Source organism: Porphyrobacter sp. SLTP, assembly GCF_009905735.1.
GTDB lineage: Bacteria > Pseudomonadota > Alphaproteobacteria > Sphingomonadales > Sphingomonadaceae > Erythrobacter.
Window position 1 is genome coordinate 43,124 of the sequence record NZ_JAAALE010000002.1, and the last position, 26,953, is coordinate 70,076.

Annotated in this window: 30 protein-coding genes, 1 tRNA gene and 1 pseudogene; 14 read left to right on the forward strand and 18 right to left on the reverse strand. The window is 66.8% G+C overall.

Annotation, left to right across the window (positions count from 1 at the left end):
- Positions 1-55 precede the first annotated feature (55 nt).
- A complete protein-coding gene (locus GVM20_RS01500) occupies positions 56-1,180 on the forward strand; it encodes an ATP phosphoribosyltransferase regulatory subunit (protein WP_166545547.1) in 1,125 nt (374 codons plus the stop codon).
- Positions 1,180-1,569: a RidA family protein gene (locus tag GVM20_RS01505; RefSeq protein ID WP_166545548.1), complete on the forward strand. Its 390-nt coding sequence runs from the start codon at positions 1,180-1,182 to the stop codon at positions 1,567-1,569. The genes GVM20_RS01500 and GVM20_RS01505 overlap by 1 nt, the downstream gene beginning before the upstream one ends.
- 4 nt (positions 1,570-1,573) lie before the next feature.
- Here the strand turns inward: GVM20_RS01505 and GVM20_RS01510 are convergent, their stop codons facing one another.
- The gene (locus GVM20_RS01510; protein ID WP_234031810.1) at positions 1,574-2,410 is read right to left on the reverse strand and encodes an alpha/beta hydrolase; all 837 of its coding nucleotides are present in this window, start codon (positions 2,408-2,410) and stop codon (positions 1,574-1,576) included.
- Between the two features lie 351 nt (positions 2,411-2,761).
- Between GVM20_RS01510 and GVM20_RS01515 the strand changes: the two genes are divergently transcribed.
- From GVM20_RS01515 to GVM20_RS01525, 3 genes are all read left to right on the forward strand, one after another.
- Entirely contained in the window at positions 2,762-4,051 is a 1,290-nt protein-coding gene (locus GVM20_RS01515) for an adenylosuccinate synthase (RefSeq protein ID WP_166545550.1), read from the forward strand.
- A 33-nt stretch (positions 4,052-4,084) separates the two neighbouring features.
- Positions 4,085-4,639, forward strand: coding sequence for a L,D-transpeptidase family protein (locus GVM20_RS01520; RefSeq protein WP_166545551.1), 555 nt, complete (start codon positions 4,085-4,087; stop codon positions 4,637-4,639).
- 68 nt (positions 4,640-4,707) lie between these two features.
- Positions 4,708-5,703, forward strand: a complete 996-nt coding sequence (locus GVM20_RS01525) for a helix-turn-helix domain-containing protein (protein WP_166545552.1) — start codon at positions 4,708-4,710, stop codon at positions 5,701-5,703.
- On the opposite strand, the gene GVM20_RS01530 is transcribed toward GVM20_RS01525, so the two are convergent.
- The 4 genes from GVM20_RS01530 to argH are packed head-to-tail and all read right to left on the reverse strand — an operon-like array spanning position 5,700 to position 9,403.
- On the reverse strand, positions 5,700-6,512 hold the full coding sequence (locus tag GVM20_RS01530; RefSeq protein WP_166545553.1) for a precorrin-2 dehydrogenase/sirohydrochlorin ferrochelatase family protein: 813 nt from the start codon (positions 6,510-6,512) through the stop codon (positions 5,700-5,702). The two genes, GVM20_RS01525 and GVM20_RS01530, sit on opposite strands and share 4 nt — an antisense overlap.
- Before the next feature lie 7 nt (positions 6,513-6,519).
- Positions 6,520-7,779 (reverse strand): diaminopimelate decarboxylase, encoded by a 1,260-nt coding sequence (gene lysA / locus GVM20_RS01535; RefSeq protein ID WP_166545554.1) that lies wholly within the window; start codon positions 7,777-7,779, stop codon positions 6,520-6,522.
- A gap of 11 nt (positions 7,780-7,790) precedes the next feature.
- Positions 7,791-8,030: a hypothetical protein gene (locus GVM20_RS01540; protein ID WP_166545555.1), complete on the reverse strand. Its 240-nt coding sequence runs from the start codon at positions 8,028-8,030 to the stop codon at positions 7,791-7,793.
- The gene (gene argH, locus GVM20_RS01545) at positions 8,027-9,403 is read right to left on the reverse strand and encodes an argininosuccinate lyase (protein WP_199799412.1); all 1,377 of its coding nucleotides are present in this window, start codon (positions 9,401-9,403) and stop codon (positions 8,027-8,029) included. Before argH ends, GVM20_RS01540 begins: the two co-directional genes overlap by 4 nt.
- Positions 9,404-9,557: 154 nt before the next feature.
- Between argH and GVM20_RS01550 the strand changes: the two genes are divergently transcribed.
- Positions 9,558-10,001, forward strand: coding sequence for a TlpA family protein disulfide reductase (locus tag GVM20_RS01550; protein WP_234031798.1), 444 nt, complete (start codon positions 9,558-9,560; stop codon positions 9,999-10,001).
- Between the two features lies 1 nt (position 10,002).
- On the opposite strand, the gene asd is transcribed toward GVM20_RS01550, so the two are convergent.
- From asd to GVM20_RS01565, 3 genes are all read right to left on the reverse strand, one after another.
- Positions 10,003-10,851, reverse strand: a complete 849-nt coding sequence (gene asd / locus GVM20_RS01555) for an archaetidylserine decarboxylase (RefSeq protein WP_166545556.1) — start codon at positions 10,849-10,851, stop codon at positions 10,003-10,005.
- A gap of 45 nt (positions 10,852-10,896) precedes the next feature.
- Positions 10,897-11,649, reverse strand: coding sequence for an SDR family oxidoreductase (locus GVM20_RS01560; protein WP_166545557.1), 753 nt, complete (start codon positions 11,647-11,649; stop codon positions 10,897-10,899).
- Between the two features lie 159 nt (positions 11,650-11,808).
- Positions 11,809-11,884: transfer RNA gene (locus GVM20_RS01565), tRNA-Val, on the reverse strand.
- A 124-nt stretch (positions 11,885-12,008) separates the two neighbouring features.
- Here GVM20_RS01565 and GVM20_RS01570 point away from each other — a divergent pair.
- The 3 genes from GVM20_RS01570 (at position 12,009) to GVM20_RS01580 (ending at position 14,194) form a co-directional block, all read left to right on the forward strand.
- Positions 12,009-12,599 (forward strand): GNAT family N-acetyltransferase, encoded by a 591-nt coding sequence (locus GVM20_RS01570; protein ID WP_199799402.1) that lies wholly within the window; start codon positions 12,009-12,011, stop codon positions 12,597-12,599.
- A 20-nt stretch (positions 12,600-12,619) separates the two neighbouring features.
- Positions 12,620-13,606 carry an asparaginase gene (locus GVM20_RS01575; protein WP_166545558.1) on the forward strand — a complete coding sequence of 329 codons (987 nt, stop codon included), beginning with the start codon at positions 12,620-12,622 and terminating at the stop codon, positions 13,604-13,606.
- A 114-nt stretch (positions 13,607-13,720) separates the two neighbouring features.
- On the forward strand, positions 13,721-14,194 hold the full coding sequence (locus GVM20_RS01580; RefSeq protein ID WP_166545559.1) for a BLUF domain-containing protein: 474 nt from the start codon (positions 13,721-13,723) through the stop codon (positions 14,192-14,194).
- Positions 14,195-14,260: 66 nt separating this feature from the next.
- Here the strand turns inward: GVM20_RS01580 and GVM20_RS01585 are convergent, their stop codons facing one another.
- From GVM20_RS01585 to fmt, 3 genes are all read right to left on the reverse strand, one after another.
- Positions 14,261-15,370, reverse strand: coding sequence for a zinc-binding dehydrogenase (locus tag GVM20_RS01585; protein WP_166545560.1), 1,110 nt, complete (start codon positions 15,368-15,370; stop codon positions 14,261-14,263).
- 135 nt (positions 15,371-15,505) lie between these two features.
- Entirely contained in the window at positions 15,506-16,249 is a 744-nt protein-coding gene (gene truA, locus GVM20_RS01590; RefSeq protein WP_166545561.1) for a tRNA pseudouridine(38-40) synthase TruA, read from the reverse strand.
- A 106-nt stretch (positions 16,250-16,355) separates the two neighbouring features.
- A complete protein-coding gene (fmt, locus tag GVM20_RS01595; RefSeq protein WP_166545562.1) occupies positions 16,356-17,261 on the reverse strand; it encodes a methionyl-tRNA formyltransferase in 906 nt (301 codons plus the stop codon).
- A gap of 53 nt (positions 17,262-17,314) precedes the next feature.
- Here fmt and recR point away from each other — a divergent pair, with 53 nt between their 5' ends.
- The 5 genes and pseudogenes from recR to GVM20_RS01620 all read left to right on the forward strand — a co-directional run bounded on the left by recR (position 17,315) and on the right by GVM20_RS01620 (position 21,240).
- A complete protein-coding gene (recR, locus tag GVM20_RS01600; RefSeq protein ID WP_166545563.1) occupies positions 17,315-17,911 on the forward strand; it encodes a recombination mediator RecR in 597 nt (198 codons plus the stop codon).
- On the forward strand, positions 17,908-18,123 hold the full coding sequence (locus GVM20_RS01605; RefSeq protein WP_166545564.1) for a hypothetical protein: 216 nt from the start codon (positions 17,908-17,910) through the stop codon (positions 18,121-18,123). Before recR ends, GVM20_RS01605 begins: the two co-directional genes overlap by 4 nt.
- Positions 18,124-18,173: 50 nt before the next feature.
- Entirely contained in the window at positions 18,174-18,746 is a 573-nt protein-coding gene (locus GVM20_RS01610; protein WP_166545565.1) for a peptide deformylase, read from the forward strand.
- A gap of 512 nt (positions 18,747-19,258) precedes the next feature.
- A complete protein-coding gene (locus GVM20_RS01615; RefSeq protein ID WP_166545566.1) occupies positions 19,259-20,719 on the forward strand; it encodes a DNA recombination protein RmuC in 1,461 nt (486 codons plus the stop codon).
- A 5-nt stretch (positions 20,720-20,724) separates the two neighbouring features.
- Positions 20,725-21,240, forward strand: a pseudogene (locus GVM20_RS01620) (DUF3291 domain-containing protein).
- Between the two features lie 13 nt (positions 21,241-21,253).
- Here the strand turns inward: GVM20_RS01620 and GVM20_RS01625 are convergent.
- The 7 genes from GVM20_RS01625 to GVM20_RS01655 all read right to left on the reverse strand — a co-directional run bounded on the left by GVM20_RS01625 (position 21,254) and on the right by GVM20_RS01655 (position 26,613).
- Positions 21,254-22,054: a TrmH family RNA methyltransferase gene (locus GVM20_RS01625; RefSeq protein WP_166545567.1), complete on the reverse strand. Its 801-nt coding sequence runs from the start codon at positions 22,052-22,054 to the stop codon at positions 21,254-21,256.
- Positions 22,055-22,086: 32 nt separating this feature from the next.
- The gene (locus tag GVM20_RS01630) at positions 22,087-22,365 is read right to left on the reverse strand and encodes an HPr family phosphocarrier protein (protein WP_166545568.1); all 279 of its coding nucleotides are present in this window, start codon (positions 22,363-22,365) and stop codon (positions 22,087-22,089) included.
- A gap of 11 nt (positions 22,366-22,376) precedes the next feature.
- Positions 22,377-22,802 carry a PTS sugar transporter subunit IIA gene (locus tag GVM20_RS01635; protein ID WP_166545569.1) on the reverse strand — a complete coding sequence of 142 codons (426 nt, stop codon included), beginning with the start codon at positions 22,800-22,802 and terminating at the stop codon, positions 22,377-22,379.
- Between the two features lie 110 nt (positions 22,803-22,912).
- A complete protein-coding gene (gene rapZ, locus GVM20_RS01640; protein WP_166545570.1) occupies positions 22,913-23,827 on the reverse strand; it encodes an RNase adapter RapZ in 915 nt (304 codons plus the stop codon).
- A complete protein-coding gene (locus GVM20_RS01645; RefSeq protein ID WP_166545571.1) occupies positions 23,824-24,300 on the reverse strand; it encodes an HPr kinase/phosphorylase in 477 nt (158 codons plus the stop codon). The genes rapZ and GVM20_RS01645 overlap by 4 nt, the downstream gene beginning before the upstream one ends.
- Positions 24,297-25,841, reverse strand: a complete 1,545-nt coding sequence (locus GVM20_RS01650; protein ID WP_166545572.1) for a sensor histidine kinase — start codon at positions 25,839-25,841, stop codon at positions 24,297-24,299. The genes GVM20_RS01645 and GVM20_RS01650 overlap by 4 nt, the downstream gene beginning before the upstream one ends.
- Positions 25,834-26,613 (reverse strand): response regulator transcription factor, encoded by a 780-nt coding sequence (locus GVM20_RS01655; RefSeq protein ID WP_234031799.1) that lies wholly within the window; start codon positions 26,611-26,613, stop codon positions 25,834-25,836. Before GVM20_RS01655 ends, GVM20_RS01650 begins: the two co-directional genes overlap by 8 nt.
- Between the last annotated feature and the right edge of the window lie 340 nt (positions 26,614-26,953).

Below are 26,953 nucleotides of genomic sequence, written 5' to 3' on the forward strand. Positions count from 1 at the left end.
TCGGGTGCCGGACGATAGCGATCCCGGGTCAGGCCCGGGATGACGTGTGAGTGACATGACCCAACCCAACGACCTCCTCCCCGAAGGCCTCGAAGACCGCCTGCCGCTCGAAGCCGCGCGCATCACGGCGATGATGCGCGCCTGCCTCGATGTGCTGGACGCCCACGGCTATGACCGCGTGCGCCCGCCGCTGCTCGAATTCGAAGCCTCGCTCGCAGGCCGCATGGCCGGCGCTGTCGCGGGCGAGGCGCGGGCGATGTTCCGCTTTGTCGATCCGGCGTCCTTGCGCACCCTCGCGCTGCGCTCGGACATGACCCCGCAGGTCGGACGGATCGCTGCGACCAGCCTCAAGACCGCTGCCCGCCCGCTGCGCCTCGCCTATTGCGGCGATACGGTGGTGATCAAGGCAAGCCAGCTCGATCCGGCGCGCGAGCGCCTGCAACTGGGCGCCGAGCTGATCGGCGCCGATAGCGTGGCGGCTGCGAGCGAGGCAGTGATGCTCGCGATTGAAGCGCTGACGGCGGCCGGGCTGACCGGTATCTCGGTCGATTTCACGCTCCCCGATCTGGTCGATACCCTGAGCGCCAAAGCCTTCCCCTTGGACGCTGACAAGATCGAAGCCGTGCGGCGCGAGCTTGATACCAAGGATGCCGGCGGATTGAAGGCGGCGGGCGGCGCGGCCTATCTGCCGCTGCTCTATGCCACCGGGCCGTTCGATCAGGCGCTGGCTTCGCTGCGTGATGTGGACGCAGGCGGCGCGCTGAAATCGCGGCTCGACGGGCTGGAGCAGATCGCCGCCCAGATTGGCGATGCAGCGCGCATTACGCTCGATCCGACCGAGCGGCATGGGTTTGAATACCAGTCGTGGTTCGGCTTCACGCTCTACGCCGAGGGTCTGCGCCGCGCAGCCGGGCGGGGCGGCACCTACCGCATCGCGGGCAGCGACGAGCCTGCGACCGGCTTCACGCTCTATCTTGACCGCTTGGCCGACGCAGCGCCGCAGCCCGAGGCGGCGCGCACCTGCTACCTCCCGCTGGGCCACGACCGGGAGGCGGCGGCGAAGCTGCGGGCAGAAGGCTGGCGCACGCGGGCGCAGCTGGCCGAGGGCGAGGACCCAGCGGCACTGGGCTGCGGCTACATCCTCGCAGCCACTGGCCCTGCCGAACTGGAGCAGCCCTGATGACCGATGCGCCCAAGGCTATCACACTCGAAAACGATCCGCTCGCAGCCTATTGCTTCTCGCCCGCGTGGCAGGTCGGCGGTCTGCTGTTCCTGTCCGGGCAGGCGAGCATCGGCGCGGATGGCAGCATCGTTGGCGCGGGTGATTTCGATGCGCAGCTGGCCCAGACCTTCGCCAATATCGAACGCGTGTTGGCGGCAGGCGGGAGCGATCTGTCCAAGGTGGTCAAGGTCACGATCTACCTGACTGACATGGCGAACTTCCCGAAGATCGTGGAAGCCCGGCAGCGCTGGTTCACGCCGCCCTATCCGGCAGACACGACGGTCGAGGTGCGCAGTCTCGCCTTGCCCGAACTGATGGTCGAAATCGACGTGATCGCGAGCGTTTAACGGCCTAGCCCAGCACCTTTTTCAGCCACGCATCCATCACCTGAGTGGCCGGATAGTCCGGCTCGCCCAGCTTGCGGTTGATCTCCATGTGCCCGCGCAAGCCTTCGCCGGGGAAGCTGCCGACCTCGACCGCCGTGCCAGCGCGCCGCAGGGCTTCGGCCAGAGCATTGTTCTGAGCGACCCCGTCCTCGCGCTGGACGTGAATCAGCAGGAAAGCAGGCGCATTGGGCGCCGATGCGTGGAAGGTGGGCGAGAGCGCCTGCTGGCGCGCCGGATCGGTGCCGAACGCCTGTTCGTAGGTGCCGCCCATGAACCGCCCGGCCTGCGCAAACTGCGCGGGGACATCATAGGCCGCACCGTCGTTGGGCATCACCCCGTCGATATCGGCGAAGCTCAGGCCGACGGCGCGCAAATAGCGCTCGTCCGTCCCCACCAGCGCCACCAGATGCGCGCCCGCGCTATGGCCGGTCAGCGCCACGCGGCTGCGATCAATGCCGAGCGCGTCCGCACGCTTCAGCAGATGGGCAAGCGCCGCGGCGACATCTGCCGCTTGCTCTTCGACCGTAGCCGCCGGGACCAGCCGGTAATCGATCGATGCAAAGGCATAGCCCTGCGCCAACATATGCCCGGGCAGCGCGCGGCCCATGGCGTTGCTCTTGGAGCCGCGCTTCCACCCGCCGCCATGGACGAACAGCACCAGCGGCGCGGGCTTGGCGCCTTCGGGCACCCACAGGTCGAGACCTTGCAAGGGATCGCTGCCATAGGTCAGTGTCTGCGGCGGGAGCGCCTGAGCCGCCGCGCCGCCACCGCGCTTACCCTGCTCACCGCCGCGCGCCTCCATCCGCGCGCGCAGCTCTGACTGGCAACCGTCCGACAGCTCGGCATATTTTTCGCGCAGACAGGTGCGCATCTGGCTGCGATCGTTCCCGCACAGTGTGACGATCTCGGCGCGGCATTCGCCCGCGATGCGCTCGCCACCTTGGCGTCGCTGCTGGGCGAGGATTGGGCTGGCCAGGACCGTGACAGCGGCGACGGCAAGCAGGGCTTTGGCTGGGGTGTTCATCGGCGATATCCTTGTGAATTGTTGTCCGCTCAACGACGTCGCCCGCAAAACCCTTCGCGGCTTGCCTCTCCGGCGCTGAACGCCTAGGCCCCGCGCGGCTTTTCTCGCCACCAGTACACAAGGATACACATGGCCAACGTCACCGTGATCGGCGCCCAGTGGGGCGATGAGGGCAAGGGCAAGATCGTCGACTGGCTCGCCAGCCGCGCCGATGTGGTCGTGCGCTTCCAGGGTGGGCACAATGCCGGCCATACGCTGGTGATCGACGGCAAGACCTACAAGCTCTCGCTGCTGCCCTCGGGCATCGTGTCAGGCACGCTGTCGGTGATCGGCAACGGCGTGGTGCTCGACCCATGGGCCCTGCGCGACGAGGTCGCCAAGGTTGAAGGGCAGGGCGTTTCGATCACGGACGAGAACCTTGCGATTGCCGACAATTGCCCGCTGATCCTGCCGCTGCACCGCGATCTGGACGGCCTGCGCGAAACCGCGGCGGGCAAGGGCAAGATCGGCACCACGGGGCGCGGGATCGGCCCGGCTTATGAGGACAAGGTCGGCCGCCGCGCGATCCGGGTGTGCGATCTGGCGCATCTCGACACATTGGAGCCGCAGCTTGACCGGCTCTGTGCCCACCATGACGCACTGCGGGCTGGCTTCGGTCAGCCGCCGGTGGACCGTGCCGCGCTGCTGGAAGAACTGCGCGAAATCGCGCCCTTCGTGCTGCGCTTTGCTCAGCCGGTGTGGAAGCGCCTGAAGAAGGTGCGCCGCGCGGGCGCGAAGATCCTGTTCGAAGGCGCGCAGGGCGTGCTGCTCGATGTCGATCACGGCACATATCCCTTCGTCACCTCGTCCAACACGGTGAGCGGCACGGCGGCGAGCGGCTCCGGCCTCGGCCCCAATTCGACCGGCTTCGTGCTCGGGATTGTGAAGGCCTACACCACCCGCGTTGGCTCCGGCCCGTTCCCGACCGAGCTGGAAGATGACATCGGCCAAAGGCTGGGCGAGCGCGGTCATGAATTCGGTACCGTCACCGGGCGCAAGCGCCGCGTGGGCTGGTTCGATGCGGTGCTGGTGCGCCAGTCCTGTGCGATCAGCGGCGTCACTGGCATCGCGCTGACCAAGATCGACGTCCTCGACGGGCTCGACCGGGTGAGCATCTGCACCGGCTATCGCCTGCACGGGAAGGTCTATGACTACCTGCCCAGCCACGCCGCCGATCAGGCCGCGTGCGAGCCGATCTATGAAGATATGCCCGGCTGGCACGAAAGCACGGCCGGTGCACGCAGCTACGCAGACCTCCCCGCCAATGCGATCAAGTATATCCAGCGCATTCAGGAGCTGATCGAATGCCCGGTCGCGCTGGTCTCGACCAGCCCCGAGCGCGACGACACGATCCTGATGCGCGATCCGTTTGTGGATTGATAGCGGTGGCGGGGCAGGGTTATCCTGCCGGATATGAAACGCCTCGCTCTTCTCCCACTCCTGGCCCTAGCCGCTTGCGCTAACCCGCCGGAAAAGCAGGCCGAGGCGCCGTCCTCCCAGCCGCCACTGGCTCGGGAGGCGGCGCGGATCGTGCCGGAGCGGCGCTTTTCCACGGTCGATTACCTTATCGTCGACAAGTCCGAACGCCTGATGATCGCCTATGCGGGCGGCCAGCCTGTCAGGGCGTGGCGCGGCTTGCAATTCGGCGATGCGCCCTCGGGGCACAAGCAGTTCGAAGGCGACGAACGCACGCCCGAAGGCCGCTATGTGATCGAAGGCCGCAATCCCGGCAGCGCCTATCACCTGAGCCTCAAAGTCTCGTACCCCAACGCCGCAGATCGCGCCTTCGCGAGAGCGCAAGGCCGCTCGCCCGGCGGCGATATCTTCCTCCACGGCCAACCCAATGCCCTGCCAATGGGCCGGATGCCGGGCGACTGGACTGACGGCTGCATCGCCTTTTCCAACGATGAAATCGAGGAGTTGTGGCGCATCGTGCCTGACGGGACCGTCATCGAAATACGCCCCTAATACACAGATTTACTTGACCTGATCCGTTTTTGTTCTACACACGTTCCAACATTGTTGGAGTCGCGCTCATGTTGAACGATGCCGCCAATCAGGCCGATTCTTCCTACGACATTGCTGACGACGGATCGGGCCTGCCTGCCCGCGTGGCGATCTTTGCCGAGGATGAAGGCTTGCGCCGTCAGATCGGTGACGACCTTGGAGGGGCGGGGTTTCGCAGCATTGATGGCGGGTCGCTGCGGTCGCTGCTCGAAGGGCCGATTGCCTTGCTGGGCGATGTGGTGGTTGTCGATTGCGCGGCCACGGGATCGCGCGGGATCGACGGGATGATGCTGGCGGGCCTTGCGCGGCTCGATATGCGGGTGGCGCGGTCCGGGGCCAAGCTGATCGTGGCGACCAATCTGGCGGGGCTCGATGATGTGTTCGCGGTGCTCGACCAGTCCAATCCGCTTATCCTGATCGCGCCCAGCCGCGCCGAACGGTTGATCGCGGTGGGGCGAGTGATGGGTGAAGCGGGCGCGGCGCGCTTGCGGGAAATGGGTGAGGAAGACCGCGTGGCCTTGCTGCGCCTGTCGCAGCAGGTCGAAGCGATTGCCCATTCGCTCGATCGGATGGGCCATGGTGCCGCAGTGCTTGCGCCGAAGCTCGGCGAGCACAAGCGGGATTATCACGCGCCCGAAGCGGGTTTGATCAGCGGTTTTGGGGTTGCGCAGCCGCCGCTGCCCGATCCGCAGATGGTGCGACAAATGATCGCCAACCGTCAGGCACGCGCGCGGTTCTTCGATCCGGCGCTGTTCGGCGATCCGGCGTGGGACATGCTGCTCGATCTGACCGCTGCGCATGGCGAAGGCGCACAGGTTTCGGTCACGTCGCTGTGTATTGCTGCAGGCGTCCCTGCGACGACGGCGCTGCGCTGGCTCACCCAGATGGTTGAAAGCGGGATTTTCCAGCGCGTGCCCGATCCGGCGGATCGCCGCCGCGCGTTCATTGCAATGAGTGACAAGGCAATCGCGGCTATGTCGGCTTATTTCGCCAGCCTGCGCGCACCGGTGTTGCAGGCTGCCTAGGCCTGAGACCCAGGCGGAGCGGGACGCCACCGCAGGATAAGGGTGAGGCCGGGCCCGATGGCGCTGTCTTCGCGGAACGGCTCGCGCGCTGCATCGGCTCGGGCGCGGGCCAGAATGGCGGGCGGAACCGCGCCGTCGATCAACAGGACATCCGCTTCACCCAGCAGGCGCGCCTGCCTCAGAGTCAGGTCCTCAGGGTCGGCTCTGGTGAGGGTTACGTCGAAAACCGCGCCCGACGCGGGAAGGGCCGTGCCCTCCACCCATTCGCCGACCTTCTGAAAAGACGCAGGGTCAAACGGATCAAGCGCGCCGCCCTCGCGCAGCGCCGCATCAACCGCCCGCCGCCGGTCGGGGCCCTCGGGAAATTTTTGCCGCAGGGCAGGGCGTGCTGCCTCCAGCGCCTTGGCAAGTAGCCCCAGCGTCTCGGGCAACACCCGCTCCAGCCGCAGCCGGACATGCTTCGCCAGTCCGGCAGACGCTCCGCCCGTTCCGATCGCCACCAGCAGCGGATCGCGGTCGAGGATGCTCGGCGTGGTGAAGTCGCACAATTCGGGCCGGTCGACGACATTGACCAGCATCCCGGCACAGCGCGCATTGATCGCCGCCACTTCGCAGGCGCGGGAATCGTCGTAGGCGATGAAGGCGAGCCGCACCCCCTCATCCACTGCACGGGCGAGGTCGTCGACGATCACGCCGCCCGCCCGTTCGACCAGCCGCCGCTTGGGCTCCGCCGCAGGGCCATCGCCCAGCACCAGCACGCTCTGCCCAGCGATCTGGTGAAACAGCGGCAGGCTGCCGATCTGGCTCATCGCCCCCTCAGGCAAGCCATTCGGGCACGCGCTCGGCATCCATGATCGCGCCTGCTTCGATCCGGTCGGCGACCACAGCGAACTTGTCGCCATCCACCAGCACTTCGGCCACAAAGCCGCGCGAATTGTAGGAGGAGGCCATGGTCGCGCCGTAAGCCCCCGCGGTGCGGAACACGGCGAGGTCGCCCGCTTCCAACCGGTCGCAGTCCCGGCCCATCGCGAAGGTATCGCCGGTCTCGCAGATCGGGCCGACGATATTGGCGGTCATCTGCGCGCCGGTGGGTTCAACCGCTTCGAAATGGTGATAGGCGCCGTAGAGCGCCGGGCGCGCCAGATCGTTCATCGCCGCATCGACAATCACGAAAGGATCGTTGATCCCGCGCTTCACTCGCACCACGCGGGTCAGCAGCACGCCAGCATTGCCTGCGATCACGCGGCCGGGCTCGAAGATCAGCTTAACGCCCCAATCTTTCGTCACCCGCGCTACCATCGCGCCATATTCGGACGGCGGCGGGAGCACCTCGCCCACCCGGTACGGCACGCCAAGCCCGCCGCCCAGATCGACATGGGTGATGACATGGCCCGCGCCGCGCAGCGCCTGCACCAGCGCGCCGAGCTTTTCGAACGCGGTCTCCAGAGGCGCGAGGTCGGCAAGCTGGCTGCCGATATGCACCGCCACGCCGCGCAGTTTCACGCCGGGCAGGCCCGCGAGCGCGCCGAAAATCTGCCCCGCCTCGCTGATCGGCACACCGAACTTGTTGTCAGCCTTGCCGGTCGAAATCTTGTCGTGCGTGCCCGCATCGACATCGGGGTTGATCCGCAGCGTGCACTGCGCGGTCATGCCCTTGGCAGCGGCGATTGCGGCGAGTTCGATGCCCTCTTCCTCGCTCTCGATATTGAACTGGCCGATCCCCGCGTCGAGCGCGGCGACCATCTCGGCGGCGGTCTTGCCCACGCCCGAGAACACGATCATGTCCGGCGCGATCCCCGCCGCCAGTGCGCGGCGCATCTCACCCACAGAGACCACGTCCGCGCCCATGCCCTGCTTGCCCAGCACCTTGAGGACGGCGAGGTTGGGGTTCGATTTCACCGCAAAGGCGATCAGCTTGTCCGGCACATCCGCCAGCGCCTCACGGAACACCCGCGCATGGCGTTCCAGCGTGGCGCGCGAATAGACATAGACCGGCGTGTCGACTGTCTCGGCGATCAGTGGCAGCGGTACATCTTCGGCGTGCATCACGCCGTCACGATAGGCAAAGTGGTCCATGGTCTTCGCTTCTATTCAGGCGGCAGATCGAAGGGATCGTCCGCGCGCTCCTCCGAGCGGCGGCGCAATTCGACCGAGCGTTCGGGGGCGGCGAGGGCATCGCGGCGGAGCAATTCCTCTGCCGTCGGCTTGTCGGGCGCGCCATAGGGCGCATCGGGCAGGGTCGCGCCTTCGGGTGGGGTCAGGGGCGAGACGGTGCCGCAGGCCGAAAGCAAGCCCGCAAGGCCCAGTATGGCAAGCTTGCGCATCATTCCTCCATACCCAGCGCAGCGCGCGCACGGGCGACCTGCAAACGGACCTGATCGGGCGCGGCTCCGCCATAGGACGCGCGCGCCGCGACCGAGGCGTCAACCGACAGCGCAGCATAGACGCTTTCGTCGATCCGCGCATCAATCGCCTTGAGGTCTTCAAGCGGTAGCGCGTCGAGCGCGATCCCGCGCTGCTCCGCCAGCTTTACCGCCGCCCCGGTGATGTGATGCGCCTCGCGGAACGGAATGCCGCGCGCCCGCACCAGCCAGTCGGCCAGATCGGTCGCGGTGGCATAGCCGAGTTCGGCGGCGGCGCGCATCCTGGAGGTGTTGAAGGTGGCGCCCGCGATCATCCCGGTCATCGCCGCGATGCTGAGGGCCATCAGGCTGGCAGCTTCGAACACCGGCGGCTTGTCGTCCTGCATATCCTTGGAATAGGCGAGCGGCAGGCCCTTCATCGTGATCATCAGGCTGGTCAACGCGCCGATCACCCGCCCGCTATGCCCCCGCACCAGCTCGGCGGCATCGGGGTTCTTTTTCTGCGGCATGATCGACGAGCCGGTCGAGAGGCTGTCGGGCAGGCGGATGAAGCCGAAGGGCTGGCTCGCCCAGAGGATCAGTTCCTCCGCCAGACGCGAAAGGTGCAGGGCAGTGGAAGAACAGCACCACAGGAAATCGAGCGCGAAGTCGCGGTCGGACACGGCGTCGAGAGAGTTGGCGGTGGGCCGGTCGAAGCCGAGTGCTGCCGCCGTTGCCTCGCGGTTGATCGGAAAGCCAGTCCCCGCCAGCGCCGCTGAGCCGAGCGGACATTCATTCATCCGCACCCGCGCGTCCGCCAGCCGCGCCCGGTCACGCCGGAACATTTCGTAATAGGCCATCAGGTGGTGGCCCAGCGTCACCGGCTGCGCGGTCTGCAAATGGGTGAAACCGGGCATGATGCTGTCCGCGTGCTCCCCCGCGCGGTTCACCAGCGCGTGTTGAAGCGCGGCCAGCCCCTCGTCCATCTGCGTGGCTGCATCGCGCACCCACAGGCGGAAGTCGGTCGCCACCTGATCATTGCGGCTGCGCGCGGTGTGGAGCCGCCCGGCGACCGGCCCGATCAACTCGGCCAGCCGCGCCTCGGTGGTCATGTGGATGTCTTCGCGGTCCCAATCCTCGGGCACGCCATTGGCTTCATATTCGGCGGCAACCGCATCAAGGCCATTGGCGATCACCAGCGCATCGTCAGCGGCGATGATACCCTGCGCGCCCAGCATCGCCACATGCGCCTTGCTGGCGGCGATATCCTGCCGCCACAGCGCCTTGTCGAACGGGATCGAGGCATTGATTTCGCGCATGATCGCGCTAGGGCCATCAGCGAAGCGCCCGCCCCACATGGCGTTGGTCGCACCCGTATCGGAGCCCGTCATGTCCCGCTCGTCGCTCATTCTGGCACTACCGCTCCTGCTGCTGGCGGGATGCGATAGGGCTGCTGAGGCCCCGGCGCAACCGGTTGCGCAGGGCGAAGCGGCCAAGACTCCGACAGGTCTGATGACGCGCCAGTTTGCCGGCACGCCCATCCCGGCGATCACGGTCGCCGATCCGGCGGGCCAGAGCCTTGATCTGGGCGCGCAGGATGGGCCGGTGCTGCTCAACCTGTGGGCGACCTGGTGCGCGCCTTGCGTCAAGGAAATGCCGCAGCTCGATGCGCTGGCGGCGGAGCTGGAGGGCGAGGTGCGGGTGATCACCGTCAGCCAGGATCTGCGCGGGGCCGAGGTGGTGACGCCGTTCTTCGCCCGGGCAGGGCTGAAGCAGCTCGAACCGTGGCTCGATCCCGAAACCGCGCTGTCGGCGCAGTTCACCCCTGAAGGCGCGTTGCCGCTGACAATCCTGTTCGACGCCAGCGGCAAGGAAGTGCTGCGGGTGGCGGGCGGTTACGAGTGGGATAGCCCCGCGGCGGCGGCGCTGATTCGCGAGAGCCTCGCCGCGAAATAGGTCAGGCGCTCAGCCGCTGTGCGATGGCCTGACCCATGCGCAGGGGATCACCGGGCTTCAGGCTGTCGAGCCAGTCCACACGGCCCGGCTCGAACAGCAGCACCACGGTCGAGCCCAGGTAGAAGCGGCCCATCTCGTCCCCGGCGGCGAAACTATGCGCCTTGCCCGCGAAGTCCTCGTGCACGGGGGCTGAGGCATGGGTGCGGAAGGTGTTCGGCCACACGGTGTCGATCCCGGCGACGATCATCGCGCCGACCATGACGCTGGCGAAATGCCCGTCCGGCCCGTCAAACCGGCACGACAGGCGCTCGTTGCGGGCGAACAAGCGGTCGACCCCGGCGGCGGTGGCGACATTGACCGAGTAGAGGTCGCCCGGAATGTAGCTGGTCGCCTGCAAGGTGCCAGCGGCGGGCATGTGGACGCGGTGGTAATCCTTGGGGCTGAGATAGATGGTCATGAACCGTCCGCCCTCGAACCGCGCGGCCTCTGCGGCGCCGCAGCCGAGGAGCTCCGCGACCGAATAGTCGCGCCCCTTCGCCTGAATGATCCGCCCGCCAGTGATTGGCCCAAGCTGGCTCACCGCACCATCGGCAGGTGAGAGGATAAACGCTGCGCTATCGGCCAGCGGCCGTGCGCCGGGCTTCAGCTCGCGGGTGAAGAAGTCGTTGAAGCTCGCAAACTGCCCGATCCCGCGCGCCGCTTCGCTGAGGTCGACGCCATAGGCTGCGACAAAGCGGCGGATCAGCCGGTCACGCAGCCACGGCGTCTCGCTTGCGGCAAGGCTCCCGGCGAAGCGCGAGAGGGCGTGTTGCGGCAGGATATGCTGGAGCGCGATGAAGGCAGAGGACATGGCCCCGCGCTACCGGCCTGCGGCGGGCGGCGCAAGCGATGCGGGCTAGAGCGTGGCGGTTTGCCCGCCATCGACCTTGATCGCGCAGCCCGTGATGAAGCTGGCGCGCGGGGAGGCGAGGAAGGCGGCCATGTCGCCGAACTCTTCGGGTCGCCCCAGCCGTCCTGCCGGAATTGCTGCGATCGAGCGGGCAGTGATCTGCTCATGCGTCATCCCGCTGCCCGCTGCCATCGCGCCGTGGAGGCTGGTGAGCCGGTCGGTGGCGATCTGGCCGGGGAGCAGCAGGTTGACCGTCACACCGTCCGCCGCGACTTCGGCCGCGAGCGTCTTGCACCATGATGCCAGCATCGCACGCACCGCGTTGGACAGCACGAGGCCGGGGATCGGGGTGATCAGGCTGGTCGAGGCGACCGCGAGAATCCGCCCGAACCCGCGCGCCCGCATCTCCGGCAAAAACGCCTGCGCGAGCGCCAGCTGCGCGTTGAACATCCGATCCATCACGGCGGCAAAGTCGCCAGGCGTGGTGCTCGCCGCCGCGCCGGTGGGCGGGCCGCCTGCGTTGAGCACGAGAATATCCACCGGCTTGCCGGTCTCGCGCACACGGGCGATGATCTGGGCGGGGGCAGCGGGATCATCGAGATCGGCGACAATATGCGCAAGCCCCTGCGGCCCATCCGCCGAGCGCGCCACGGTGATCACATCCGCGCCTTCATCCGCCAGCGACACAGCAATGGCGCGCCCCAACCCCTTGCTCGCGCCGAGCACCAGAGCGGTCTTGCCGTCAAGTTGCAGATCCATCGCCGTTCTCCGTGAATATGGTTTCGGCGCAAGCCTGCCCGAATTCTTGGCGGCGCGCGCCTGATAGTATGGGCGGGGTAGAGGTGGCGGCACCCCTTCGCTTGCGCTCGGGAGTTTTCACGCAAAACCATCCCCCGGATGGTTGTGTCTGGTGAAAACTGGTGGGCGGTAACGGGCTCGAACCGCTGACCCTCTCGGTGTAAACGAGATGCTCTACCAACTGAGCTAACCGCCCGCGCAGTGCAGGTGGGTGCGATTTAGCGACAAGCGGGCGGGGGTCAAGCGGCCTTTGCTGCCTTTGCCCCTGGCCCGCCAAAGATGCTAGAACACCGCCGCAACCGCAGCAGGACGCCGACGGCATGATCATCGAGACGCAGCTGAATGACGGAACCCCGGTGTGCATCCGCCGGGTGCGCAAGGATGATGAGCAGCGCATCAAGGAGGGAATCGCCCAGCTTTCGCCCCAGTCGCGCTATCTGCGGTTCTTCTCCGGGATGCGCGAGGCGCCGCCGCAGGTGCTGCGCGCACTGGTGACAGTGGACGGGCATGATCACATCGCTTGGGGCGCGCTGCGCTCCGATCTGCCGGATGCGCCCGCGCTGGGCGTGGTCCATGCCTTCCGCGAGGCCGACGATCCCGGCACGGCGGAATTCTCGGTCGCGGTGGTGGACGAATACCACGGGAGGGGCCTTGCGCGGCTGCTCTGCGCGGTGCTGCTGCTCGATTGCCAGCGCGAGGGGCTCGGCCATCTGTCGGTCAATATCCTGCCGGAAAACCGCCCTGCGCTGACCCTGGCCCGCTCGCTCGGCGCGGAGGGGACGGGGTACGAGGCGGGGATCACGCAGCTTGAAATCGACATCGACGAAGCGCTCGCGTCGCTGCGGGCGGAGAGCGATGTGCCGGGTCTGGCGGCCGTGTTCGAACAGTTCAACGCTTCCCCCGCGGACTGACAGGCTCTAGGGCCGCGCGCATGACATCCCCACGCATTCTTGTTCTCGGCACTGGCGGCACGATTGCCGGCGCGGGCAGCGGCGCCACCGGCGCGGCCTATCGCCCCGGCGGGCTGGCGCTGGAGGTGCTGGTCGGCCACCTTGCCGCGCTCGGCCTCGATGCCAAGCTGGTATCGCAGGAGATTGCGCGGATCGGGTCGCAGGATATTGGCTTTGCCGAATGGCAGGCGCTCCACGCCGCCTGCGCCGCCGCGCTAGCTGATCCGGCCATCGCAGGCGTGATCATAACCCACGGCACGGACACAGCGGAAGAAACCGGCTTCCTGCTCGACCTCACCTTGCCGAGCCCCAAGCCGATCGTGCTGGTAGGTGCGATGCGGCCCGCTGACGCGGTGGGTGCGGACGGGATGCGCAACTTCGCCAATGCGGTGAAGGTGGCGAGCGATCCTGCCGCCGCCGGGCGCGGGGTGATGCTGGTGATGGGCGATGCGGTGCTCTCGGCCCGCGATGCGCGCAAGGCCGCGACCTCGGCGATCGACGCGTTCCGCAGCTTCCCAAGGGGGCCATTGGCGCGCGTGACGCCTGCGAGCCTCGACTGGTTCGGCTCCCCGCACCGTGCGGGGGAGGGCGCACGCTATGCCTTCCCGGAACGGCTGCCGCGTGTCGCGATCCTGACTGCGGGCGCAGGTATGGACGAACAGCCGGTCGAAGCCCTGCTCGGCATCGGCTGCAAGAGCGTGGTGCTGGCCGGAATGGGGCAGGGCAACGCACCTGCCAGCGTGATCGCAGCCCTGTCCCAAGCCGCGGCGCGCGGGGTGCCGGTGGTGCGGTCCAGCCGGGTCGACGAAGGCATCGTCGACCGCAATGTCGAGGTTGATGACGACGCACTCGGGCTGGTGGCGGCAAGGGCACTCGGCCCGGCCAAGGCGCGGATGCTGCTGATGGTGCTGGTGGCAAACGGCATCACCGATGCGGCAGAGGTGCAGGCGGCGTTCGACGGGGCGTGAGCGATGCGTGGCGGGATGCGTCACCGCTTCCTTACAAAGTCGCGAGAGATGCGCTAACCCCGGCGCGAAATCGGGAGGCACTCTCCGCCCGCCACCAGTAAAGTGAGCTTCCCCATGTTCGACGAACCCGGTTTCTCAGACGATGCCGAACTGGATCCGGCTGCCGTCATGCTCGAAACCTTCGTCTATTGCAGTCTTGCCGCCGACAATGTCGACGCAGACGAGGTCAGCCGCTTGGTGGCGTTTTCACAACGCCGCAATGTCGCGCGCGGCATCACCGGCGTGCTGGTGTTCGGCAGCGGGGTGTTCTTCCAGTGGATCGAAGGGCCTCCTGCCGAGGTGCAGACCCTTATCGCCCAACTGCATGGTGATGTGCGGCATCATGACATCGTCACGCTCGACCAGAGCGTCGAGGTGCGCGAGCGCTTGTATCCGCATTGGGACATGGAACCGGTCGAGGCGGACGACCTGCGCGAAGTGCTCGAAGACGCGCTAGAGAGTGCCGAGGATGACAGCAACAAAGCGGCGCTGCACCGCATCCTGGGACACCTCGCCGCCGGGCCGCTGCCCACGCTTGGGCGCGGCTAACGGGAAACTGCACCGCCCCCCACCCGTCGCCCACGGCTTGATCCGGGGCGACGGTGGTGGGACAAATCACCCCCAGGGCGTGACCAGATACTTCTCGCCGGTCTTCATCTGGCGGTAATCGCAGATCGCGGCCTTCTCCAGCATCCCTTCGAGCGTCACCTTGGCCTTGTAATGGGAGGCAAAGGTCGTGGTGAGGTTCGCCTGAACCCGGCTACGCATCCGCACCACGGTTTCCATGCCCGCGCGCTGGAGGAACGGCGTCAGCAGCCAGCCGGCGATGCTCCATTGCAGGCCATAGGACGGCGTCAGGATCGTCGGGCTGAGGTCAAGCCGGCCGTAGATATACATCTTCTTCTGCTGGTTCGAACCATAGCGCGAAAACTCGCCCATCTGGCTCGCCGCGACCTGTTCCATCGCCTTCAACACGCCATCGCTGGCCTGCCCGCCGCCGATCGGATCGAAGCCGAGGAAGGCGCCGGTCTCGGCAATCGCGGCGCGCAGGTCGGCCATGTAGGTGGGTGCCGACGAGTTCACCACATAGGTCGCGCCCTGCGACTTCAGTAGTTCAACATGCTCGTCCTTGCGGACGATGTTGACCAGCTTCATCCCGTCTTCGACGCAAATGCGATTGAGCATCTGGCCGAGGTTGGAGGCGGCGGCGAGGTGGATGATCGCCGAGTGGCCTTCCATCTTCGCCGTCTCGACAAAGCCCAGTGCGGTCATCGGGTTGACGAAGCTCGACGCACCGGTCTCGCTCGAGTGATCGCCCAGCGGGATGCACATCATCGCATCGGCGATGGCGTATTGCGAGAAGGCATTGCCGGGGACGCAGGCGACGCGCTGGCCCATCAGCGCCTTGGCCATGTCGCTATCGCCGGTGGCGATGACGGTGCCCGCGCCCTCGTTGCCCGCAGGCAGGCGCTGGCCGTGGCGGCCCTTGTTCCCGGTCAGGAACGGCTCGGGCATGGTGGCGACGACCTTGCCGGGAGTATATTCCGCCGTCTCGAAATCGGCCGCAGAGGTGAGGATCGCAAGATCGCTCGGGTTGATCGGTGCGGCTTCCATCTTGACCAGCACCTGATTGCCCGTGGGCGCGGGGAAGGTGCTCTCTGCAACTTCCAGCGTCAGTTTGCCGTCGGCGGTGAGGGTGGTGAAGAGCTGCTTTCCGGTGGTCATCCTGCTTATCCCTTTTTCGTCATTGCGAGCGCAGCGAAGCAATCCATGGCCCGAAGGTCCGTCAGGATTGCAACATCGGAACATGGATTGCCGCGTCGCCTCTCTCGAGGCTCCTCGCAATGACGAAGGGAAAGGTCAATCGGGATAGGTCGCCGCGACGAAATAGAGCCCGTGCGGCGGGGCGTTGAGGCCGAGCGCGTTGCGATCCCGCGCCGCCAGTGCCTCGGCCATGCGGCTTTCCGGCCATGTGCCTGCGCCGACCAGCTTGAGGCAGCCGACCATGCTGCGCACCTGATGATGCAGGAACGAACGCGCGGCGGCGTGGATGTGGATTTCCTCGCCCACCTGCTCCACATCAAGCAGATCGAGCGACTTCACCGGATCGGTGGCCTGGCAATGGACCGAGCGGAAGGTGGTGAAATCGTGATGCCCCACCAGCGCCTGCGCGGCGCGGTGCATCGCGTCCGCGTCGAGCGGCTGCGCGACATGCCACGCCCGGTCGCGCTGGAGCGTCAGCGGCGCGCGGCGGTTGGCGATGCGATACAGGTAACGCCGCCCGGTGCAGGAAAAGCGCGCGTGCCAATCGTCCGGCACCACCTCGCAGGCGGTCACTGCGACGGGATCGGGCCGCACCTGGGCGTTGATTGCGGCCATCAGGCGGAAGGGGTCGAAGGGCTTTTCGATATCGACATGGCTGCGCATTGCCAGCGCGTGCACGCCTGCATCCGTGCGCCCGGCGGAGTGGAGGGTGACGGTCTCGCCGGTGATCCGCGCGATGGCATCCTCGATGCTTTGCTGCACGCTCGGTCCGTGCGACTGGCGTTGCAGCCCGAAGAAGGGCGTGCCGTCGAATTCCAAGGTGAGGGCGAAGCGGGTCATTGCGCCAATCCGTCACCCCGGCGCAAGCCGGGGCCCAGAGCGGCACGCTCTGCGCTTGCGGCACCGGGTCCCGGCCCGCGCCGGGATGACGATGTTGTTTGGTGACTCACCGCAGCACCGTCCCCGCCGCCACCGGCCGACCGCGCAGGAATTCGCTGCGGTCCAGCACTGGCTTGCCCGCGCGCTGGAGCCGCAGGGGCCGGATCGTGCCTGTCCCACAGGCGATGGTGAAGTCGTCGTCCAGCACCACGCCGGGTGCGCCGCTGGCGCCCGCCACCTCGGCGAGCAACAGCTTCACGCGTTCGCCCTCCAACTCAAACCAAGCACCCGGAAACGGCGCCAGCCCGCGCACCTTGCGCTCGATCACCTCGGCACCTTCGGCCCAGTCGATCTTCGCCTCGGCCTTGTCGATCTTGGGCGCGTAGATCGCCGCCGTGTCGTCCTGAACCTCGGGCGGGAAGGCGGCGAGATCAGCCAACACCGCCACCATCGCCGCCGCGCCCAGCGTGCCCAATTCCTCGAACAGCTCGCCCGTCGTCTTGCGCCCCACTGGCACCGTGACCTTGTGCAGCATCGGCCCGGTATCGAGACCCGCTTCCATCTGCATGATGGTGACGCCCGTCTCGGCATCCCCCGCCATCACTGCGCGGTGGATCGGCGCGGCGCCGCGCCAGCGTGGCAGCAGGCTGGCGTGAATGTTGAGGCACCCATGCACCGGCGCATCGAGCACCGGCTGCGGCAGGATCAAGCCGTAAGCCGCGACCACCGCCACATCGGCATTCAGCGCCGCGAACGCCGCGTGCGCCTCGGCGTTCCTGAGCGACACGGGCGAACGCACCGGCAGGCCCAAACCCTCCGCCGCCACTTGCACGGGAGAGGGGCTGAGCTGCTTGCCCCGGCCCGCTGGCCGCGGCGGCTGGGTGTAGACGCACACCACCTCATGCCCCGCAGTATGGAGCGCGCGCAGGGCCGGGACCGCGAAATCGGGCGTCCCCATGAAGATGATGCGCATAAGCGTGCCCCGCAGCCTTTGTTAAGCGAAGCGCAGCCCCTATCTCTCCCCCCATGGCATCGCAAGAGATCGAGGCGCTGAGTTCCGCGCTCGCCCGGCTGCCGGGCCTGGGACCGCGTTCCGCGCGGCGGGCGGTGCTGTGGCTGGTCAAGCACCGCGAATCTGCGCTCCCCGCTTTGCTCGAAGCGCTGGCGGGCGTCGCTGAAACGCTGGTCGAGTGTCAGACCTGCGGCAATGTCGACACGTCCGACCCCTGCGCCATCTGCACCGACCCGCGCCGCGACGGGCGCGCGCTGTGCGTGGTGGAGGAAGTGTCGGACGTTTGGGCGCTCGACCGCGCGCGGCTGTTTCCCGGGCGCTACCATGTGCTCGGCGGCAGGCTCTCGGCACTCGACGGCATCGCGCCCGAAAACCTCAACATCGCCAGCTTGCTCGCCCGCGTCGAAAGCGGCGGGATCGACGAGGTGGTGCTCGCCATGAACGCCACCCTGGAAGGCCAGACCACCGCGCATTACATTGCCGAGCGGCTTGAGGCCTTCCCGGTGCGCGTGACTCAGCTCGCCCACGGCTTGCCGGTGGGTGGTGAGCTTGATTACCTCGACGAAGGCACCTTGGCGCAGGCGCTCCGGGCGCGAAGGCCGGTCGGATGAACCGCACGCAACGGTTCGTCACCTGGCTTTTCGGCCCCGGAGTCGAGCGCGAATCGCGTGAGTGGGCGTATGAATGCAGCCAATGCAGCCATCGCGAAAGCGTGTGGGATACGGGCGGCATCCGCTACAAGGCCAATGCGGAAAAGTCTTATTTCGGGCGCTGCCCTGCGTGCGGCCATGTTGGCAAGCGCTGGTTGCGTCGATCACTCTGATCGCAGCATCATGCTTGCACCTTGCTGGCGCGGCCCCTATTTCGGGCCTCATGGCTATCCGCGAAATCCTTGAAGTGCCGGACCCCCGGCTGAAGACCGTCTCGACTCCGGTTGAACCCCACGAGTTCAACGACGACCTGCGCACGCTGGTCGAAGACATGTTCGAGACGATGTATGATGCCCCCGGCATCGGTCTGGCCGCGATTCAGGTCGGCGTGCCCAAGCGGGTGCTGGTGATCGATCTCCAGCCCGAAGACCCCGACGCCGAGCCCGTCGAATGCAGCCATGACGGCCATTCGCACACGCACCCCGCGACCAAGAATGATCCGCGCGTGTTCATCAATCCGGTGATCGTCGATCCGGCCAAGGAGCTGTCGACCTATCAGGAAGGCTGCCTCTCGGTCCCCGAAATCTACGCGGACGTCGACCGCCCGGCGACCTGCACGGTGCGGTATCAGGACCTCGATGGCAACACGCACGAGGAACACCTCACCGGCCTGATGGCGACCTGCTTGCAGCACGAGATGGACCACCTCGAAGGCATCTTGTTCATCGACCACCTGTCGCGGCTGAAGAAGGCGATGGTGTTGAAGAAGCTCGAGAAGATCCGCCGCGCGGCGTAGCCACAAGCTTTCCAACATTTTCACCGCGAGGCTGTTGGACTCGGTTAGCAAGCGTGATATGTTCGCATCCTGTTCTAAGAATAGGAGGTGCCTAACGATTCCCTGAAACGCCGACGGGCGAGTACGTTGGAACGGCGGCGAACGGTCACATGCGACACTAAAACCGACGCGAATAAGCTTTTGCCTGCGAAACGCCCTTTAAAAAGGCGGACGTATTTGCGGAGCCCACGGCGTAATTTTTTAGTTGATGCCTCCCTGACTTTGGCGGCCAAAATCCCGAACATTGCAGCAAGAAAGGACACGGCATGTCTTGTCGTCCCTATGTGCTGCGTTGGATTGACGGTCTTTGTTACTGGGTGGTGCTGTCAAATGACGGCGCTCAGTGCATGTTCCAGTCCTCTGTCGGATTTCTGACAGAGGAGCAGGCAAAGACTGACATCGCTTGGTAAACCAGGTGACCGACGCGAGGAGGCGGGGCATGCCCGCCTCCTCATCGGTCAATTGGAGCAGTAATGGACCCTGCGATTCTCTCGATCGTCGCCCTCGTTATCGGCACCGCGCTCGGCTGGTTCCTCGCCTCACGTCCGCTGGCAGACCTGCGCGCGCGGCTCGCTGCGGCCGAGGCGAGCGGGGCCGAGGGGGAGGCGAAATTCGCCCGCGCCATTGCGGAGTTGGGCGAAGCGCGCATTGAAGTCGCCGGGCTGAAGGAACGGGCGGGGCAGGCAGATGGCTTGTTGTCGCGGCTCGATGCCGTGCAGGCCGACCGTGCGGCGCTGGCGGAACGCCTCGCCGCGCTGGAAAGCGCTGCGGCTGAGCGGGAGAAGGCCTTTGCCGAACAGAAGGCGGGCCTGCTCGCCGCGCAGGAGTCCTTGCGCAAGGAGTTTGAAAACGCCGGCAGCCGGGTGCTGGAGCAAGCGCAGAAGGCCTTTCTGGAGCGGGCCGATGCGCGGTTCCGCCAGTCCGAGGAAGCGGGCGAGGCCAAGCTCAAGGCGCTGCTGTCTCCCGTGGGCGACAAGCTGGCGAGCTACGAGCGGCAGGTCGCCGAGCTGGAGGCCAAGCGCACCGATGCCTTCGGGCAGCTCTCCGGCCTGATCCAGTCGATGCGCGACGGGCAGGAACAGGTGCGGCGCGAGGCGCAGCGGCTCGGCAATTCGCTCACCAACGCCCCCAAAGCGCGCGGGCGCTGGGGGGAGCGGGCCTTGCAGAACGTGCTCGAACAATGCGGGCTGGCCGAACATACGGATTTCCACCTCGAACAATCGATGGACACTGCCGATGGCCGGTTGCGGCCCGATGCGATCGTCAATGTGCCGGGGCAGAAGAAGCTTGTGATCGACGCCAAGGTGTCGCTCAACGCCTATCAGGCCGCGTTCGAGGCCGATGACGAAGGCGAGCGAAAGCGCCACCTCGACCTCCACGCCAAATCGATGCGCAACCATGTGCAGACGCTGGGTTCGAAAAGCTACCAGAGCCAGTTCGACGACGCGCCCGATTATGTGGTGATGTTTGTGCCGGGCGAGCATTTCGTTGCCGCCGCGCTCGAACATGATCCCGAATTGTGGGACTTCGCTTTCCGCAACAAGGTGCTGCTGGCGACCCCGACCAACCTCGTCGCGATCGCGCGCACCGTCGCGCAGGTGTGGCGGCAGGACAAGATGGCGAGCGAAGCGGCGGAGATCGGCCGGATGGGCGCGGAATTGTATGACCGCCTCGCCACCGCAGCCGAGCACCTCAAGCGCGTCGGCGGCGGGCTCGAAAGCGCGGTCAACAATTACAACAAGTTCGTCGGCAGCTTTGAGCGCAACGTGCTGTCATCCGGACGGCGGCTGGCCGAGAAGGGCATCGAAATCGGCAAGCGCGAAATCGAGGACGTGCCGCTCGTGGAAAGCGCGCCGCGTTACAATGCGGCTGATGGCGACGCGGTGGACGCCGAGTACCCGGCACTTGAGGCAAGTAAGGACGCAGCGGAGTAGAGCGGATGGACGGGCAGGGCAGCGGTTGGCAACTGGCGCAGATCAATATCGGCAAGCTACTCGCCCCCGAGGGCGATCCGCGGGTGCAGCCCTTCTTCGACGCGCTCGAACGGATCAACGCCATCGCCGATACCTCGCCCGGCTTCATCTGACGGCTGCAATCGGACAGCGGCAATGCCACTGACTTCGACGTCGCCTCCGATCCGCTGCTGCTGCTCAACATGTCGGTATGGCAGGACGCGGAAAGTCTGTTCGCCTTCGTCTATCGTTCAGGGCACACCCCCGAAATGGCGCGGCGGCGCGAATACTTCCACCGCTTCGAAGGCGCCTATCAGGCCCTGTGGTGGGTGCCCGCAGGCCACCGCCCCAGCATCGACGAGGGACTTTCGCGCCTGTGGATGCTGGATCGTTATGGCCCGACCCCGCAGAGCTTCACCTTCAAGGCGCGCTTCCCGCAGCCCGGGCTGGCCGATCCGCCGGTCGACATGAAGCCTGATCCCTGGTGCATCGGCAACGCGTGAACGCTGCGCCTGGTCAGGCTTCGCCAATCGCCGCCAGCACCTCGTAAGCCAGCACAGCGCCCGCGACCGCTGCGTTTAGGGAATCCGCGCGGCCCTTCATCGGCATGGTGACGCGCAGATCGCAGGCCGCCTCATAGTCCTCCGGCAGCCCCTGCGATTCGTTGCCGACCAGAATGAAGCACGGAGCCGCATAGGCCGCCCCGCGATAGGGCACCGCATCGCGCAGGGATGCTGCCACCAGCTGGCCTGCGCTACCGCGCAACCACGGCAAAAATTCCTCCCACCGCGCCTGCGCTACGCCCACGGTGAACACCGCGCCCATGCTCGCGCGGACGGCTTCGGCGCTGAAGGGGTCAGCGCAATCGTCGATCAGGATCAGCCCGCCAGCGCCCACCGCGTCGCAGGTGCGCAGCATCGTGCCGAGATTGCCCGGATCGCGCAGCGCCTGCGCCGCCAGCCAGATCGGCGCGGCGCTGCGGTCCAGCGTCTCAAGCGCCGTGTCCCATTCGTCGAACACCCCCGCGACGCTCTGGGCATTGTCCTTGCCAGTGATCTTGGAGAGGATGTCGGGCGTGGTTTCGATCACCTCACCGCCTGCCGCCACAACGTCAGCCTCAAGCCGGGCGAGCAGCGTGTGCTCGCGCCCCTCGGCCATCACCAGCGTCTGCGGCACCCGGCCCGAAGCGCGCGCGTCCTCAAGCAGCCGCAGCCCTTCGACCAGAAACTGGCCGGCGCGCTTGCGATGCTTCTTGTCGCGCAGGGACCGCAGATATTTGACGGTCGGATTGGAAAAGCCGGTGATGTGCTTGCGCATGGCGGGATCGCTGGCGGTTTGGGCCGCGCGCGTCAATCTTCCCCGAAGCCGCCCGCGACCAGCGCGATCAGATCGGCCAGCACCGCCTCGGCGTTTTCACCCTCAACCGCAACTTCGACCGTGTCGCCCTTGGCCGCGCCCAGCATCATCAACCCGAGGATCGATCCGCCCGCCGCGCTATGCGGAGCTTTGGTGACGGTGACTTTCACGCCATCGGGCAGGGTGGCCACCGCGCCGACGAACTTCGCGCTCGCCCGGGCGTGCAGGCCCCGGCGGTTGACGATGGTGACGCTTTGCCGTGCTTCCCCCACGCAGCGAGCCTTCAGGCCTTGGCCCGTGCGGGGGCAGTGTCCTGCCCCAGCAATTCGCTGGCGATGGTGATGTAATTGCGCCCGGCGGTCTGCGCAGCGTGGACCGCGGCGGAGACATCCATCGCCTTGCGCGCACCGGCGAGCCGGATCAGCATCGGCAGATTGATGCCCGCGATCACCTCGACATGCCCGGCATCGAGCAGCGAGATCGCCAGATTCGACGGGGTGCCGCCGAACAGGTCGGTGAGGATGATGACGCCCTTGCCATTGTCGACCGAAGCAATCGCGTCCGCAATGTCGGCGCGGCGCTGCTCCATATCGTCACTGGGGCCGATGCAGACCGTGACGATCCCGTCCTGCGGGCCGACCACGTGCTCCATTGCCTCGACAAACTGGTCCGCGAGGCGGCCATGGGTTACCAGGATCAAGCCGATCATGCGTGAATAGGGGTCCGTTAACTGCCCGCCAAGGGGGCTGCCTTACGCGTTTCTACCTTAACCGACAATGCGTGCGGGGTGCATTGCGGCGGATTCTACCGTGCCGGGTCCTAGCGGCGATCCCGTTCAATGGTATCGGCCGCACGCGAGCCCAGATTGCGGTGCCGGACAGTGGGCGAAAACCCGGCGGTGCGCAAGGCCTGAGCCATCCGCTCGGTGGTGAAGACCGATCGGTGTCTCCCGCCGGTACAGCCAAAGGCGATATGGACATAGGGCTTTCCCTGCCGGGCATAGCGCGGGAGCAGCATCAGCAAGAGGTCGCGCATGCGTTCAAACGCTTCGGCAAAGGCGGGGTCTCGCTCGATATGCGCGCCCACGGCGGCGTCCTGCCCGGTCTGTTCGCGCAGCTCGGGCACCCAGTGCGGATTGTCGAGGAAGCGCATGTCGAACACCAGATCGGCGAGCGGCGGCATCCCGCGGGCAAAGCCGAAGCTCGACAGGGTGATCGTCACGCCCGCTTCTTTGCTGGCCGGATCGAACAGCTCGCGGATGCGGGTTTGCAGATCATTGCTGCTCATCGCCGTGGTGTCGATCATCACCTCGGCCCAGCGGCGCAGGGGTTCGAGCAATTCGCGCTCGGCGGCGATGCCCTCCTGCACAGGGCGTCCGTCAGCCATAGGGTGGCGGCGGCGGGTTTCATTGAAGCGGCGTTCAAGCTCGCCCCCGGCGCAGTCGAGAAACAGGAAGGTGAGTGCGATGTCGGGCCGGGCGGCGAGGTCCTTCATCAGCGCGATGATGTCGGCCGGGACAAAGCCGCGGGTGCGCGAATCGAACCCGATGGCGAGCGGCCCGCGCGCTTCGTCGGGCATGGTGACGAGGCGCTTGAGCATCCGCACCGGGAAGTTGTCGATCGTCTCCCAGCCAAGATCCTCCAGCACCGCTAGCGTGGTCGACTTGCCCGCGCCGGCAAGGCCAGTGACCAGCAGCAGCTGGCGCTGGGGAAGAGGGGCTTCAGGCTCGCTCATGCGCTGTCATCTGGCGCGTCTGGGCGGCAAAGGGAAGCGGGTTTGATGTCGAGACCATGCATGGCGAGCGCCCATTCGGCGCGCGGAGCGGGGGCGATGGTGCCGGAATCGAAGCCGAGTATCGGCACGGCAACCCCGTTGATGATGCGCCGGGCGAGCGGTGTTTCGGGGAGGCGCTCCGACACCGGGCCGCCCAGCTGAAGGATCAGCGCAACCGGCGCGGGCGGGGCGACGGGGAGGGTGACAAGGCCGACCCCGCGCACTTCCATAAGCCCGGCAATGTGCGGCGGCGGGCTGGCGATGAGCACGTCGTCTTCCACTGTCAGCGTCACGCCGTCATCGCCGATCAGCCCCGCGCCGCGATCCACCAATGCCAGCGCGAGGCTGGATTTGCCGCTGCCCGGCGGCCCTTCGATCAGCAGCGCGCGGCCCCCGATCACCACCGCGCTTGCCTGTATCACGGTCTCGCTCATGCTGCCGGCAAGCGCAGCCGCAGGCACGCGCCGGGCGCGCCGTCGGGGCGGGCGTCTGCGCTGAGCGTGCCGTCATGCGCCTCGGCAATCGCGCGGCCGATGGCGAGGCCGAGGCCGGAGTGATTGCCGAAGCTCTCGCCCTCGGGCCGGTCGGAATGGAACCGCCGGAACACTGCCTCGCGCGCATCGGCGGCGATGCCGGGGCCTTCGTCGCAGACTTCGGTGATGCTCTGGCCCCCGGTCCGGCGGATCGAGACGCTGACCACGCCGTCTGCGGGCGAGAAGGACACGGCGTTGTCGATCAGGTTTTCGGCCACGCGTTCCAGCTGGGTGGGCACGCCCATCACGATATGGCTGCCCGGTGCCGCGTCGAGCACGATCCGCCTGCCGCCGTTCATCCCGCGATCCTCACGGCTGCGGATCAAGTTCGCGAACAGTTCGGCCAGATCGACCCGTTCCAGCGTCGCGCGGCTGATTTCGGCATCGACCCGGCTGGCGGCGGCGATTTCAGTGACGAGGCGGTCGATCCGGCGCACGTCATGGGTGGCGATCTGGATCAGTTCGGACCGCAGCTCCGGGTCTTCCACGCGCGGCAGGGTGTCGATCGCACTGCGCAGGGAGGCGAGCGGGTTCTTGATTTCATGCGCCACGTCGGCCGCGAAGGTATCGACCGCGTCGATCCGCTGCCGGAGCGCGCCGGTCATGTCCGAGACCGCGCGGGCGAGCAGCCCGATCTCGTCACTGCGCTGGGGCAGGCGCGGCACTTCGACCTCGCGGTCGCGCCCCTGCTTCACCCGCACCGCCGCGCGCGCCAGCAGCCGCAGGGGGGTGACGATGGTCCGCGCCAGAAACAGCGACAAGAGCGCCGAGGCCGCCAGCAGCAGCACCATCGCAAAGCCCAGCGTGGTGCGCGCCGCGCGCACGCTTTCGGTGATGTCGACCGCGTTGCGCACCGTCAGCAGTGTCGCGCCTTGCAGGCCGACCGGCACGGCCGCGGTGATGACCGGCGTGCCATCGCGCCAATCATAGAGCCGCACTTGGCTCAGCCCGAGCTCGCGCGCGCGGGCGAGTTCGGGCCAGGCGTCCGCCTCCTGCGCTTCGGGCTCGACATAGTCCTGCACCGCCTCGGCGCTGACGATGGTGTCGACCGTGCGGTCGAGCCAACGCGAGAAGCGCTGTTCCCAGTCGTCATCGCTGATGTCATTGAACCGGAAGGACGGCTCGGCCAGCGCGAAGCTGTCGGCGGTCAGTGCGCCTTTGGCATCGAACATCCGCAGCCGCATCCGCTGTTCCTTGCCGATCTGCACCAGCAGCGCCTCCTGCCGTTCGCGGGTGGCCCCGGCCAGCGCCTCGGCAGTGATCTGCGCTTCGATCCGGGCGAGCTTGAACCGCTCGTTAATCAGCTGCGTGCGGTACGAATCGAGATAGAGCAGCCCGCCGCCCATGATCAGCAGCGGCAGGATGTTGACCGCCAGAATGCGGCCCGTCAGCGCGAACCGCCCGGTGGCGGTCAGCTGCTCACCGCTTGCGCCTTTAGCCATCAGTGAAGCTGTAGCCCGCGCCGTAGAGCGTTTCGATGCCGTCGAAGGTGGGATCGACCAACCGGAACTTGCGCCGCATCCGCTTGATATGGCTATCGACCGTGCGATCATCGACGAAGACGTCGTCGGGGTAGGCCGCGTCCATCAACTGGTTACGGCTCTTGATCACGCCGGGGCGGATCGCGAGGGCTTCAAGGATCAGGAATTCGGTCACGGTGAGGCTGACCGTCTCGCCATCCCACATCACCTGATGGCGCGCCGGGTCCATGAACAGGCGGCCGCGGTTGAGCGTCGCGGGCGCTGGTTCGGGCGTGGCGGCGGGGCTGGCCCCTGCCACCAGCGGTTCGGCCCGCCGCAGGATCGCGCGGATGCGGGCGATCAGCAGGCGCAGGCTGAACGGCTTGGCGATGTAATCATCCGCGCCCAGTTCCAGCCCGGCTTCCTCGTCGCTTTCATCATCCTTGCTGGTGAGGAAAATCACCGGCAGCGGCGAATGCGCGCGCAGACGGCGGAGCAGCTCCATCCCGTCCATCTTGGGCATCTTGATATCGAACACAGCGAGGTCCGGCGGATTGTCGAGCAGCGCTTTCAGCGCGGTCTCGCCATCGGAATAGAGCCGCGTGGCAAAGCCTTCGGCCTGCAACGCAATCGCCACCGTGGTGAGGATGTTGCGATCATCATCGACCAACGCGATCTGAAGCTTGCGGGCATCCGCGCTGACGGGGTCTGCGGCCGCGGGCAAGGGGGGCTGTTCGGTGGTGCTGTCGGACATGGCGTCTATCCTCTCTGCCCCTGCGATTGCATGGCTGAGGGGGTAGCGCCAAGCTGCGCCAATCGCAATGCTGGCGCTGGGCGGCGGTAACATACGGGCGGGAAAGCTGCATTTGGCCGCTCCCCAAATTTGCTATGGCGCAGCGCGTTTGACGCCAGGAGGTGTGCAAACTAAGGCATCGGACCAGGGATCGAACGGCTGCTTGCACGGAACTCCGCCCGTAGTTGCATACGTATGCGCAGATGCTAAGGGGCAGGTGCTACGGACGTGACGGATGGTTGCGGGGATTCGCTGGGATCAGCCGGTCCGTCACCTGCCGAACACGACCTTGCTGCTGTCC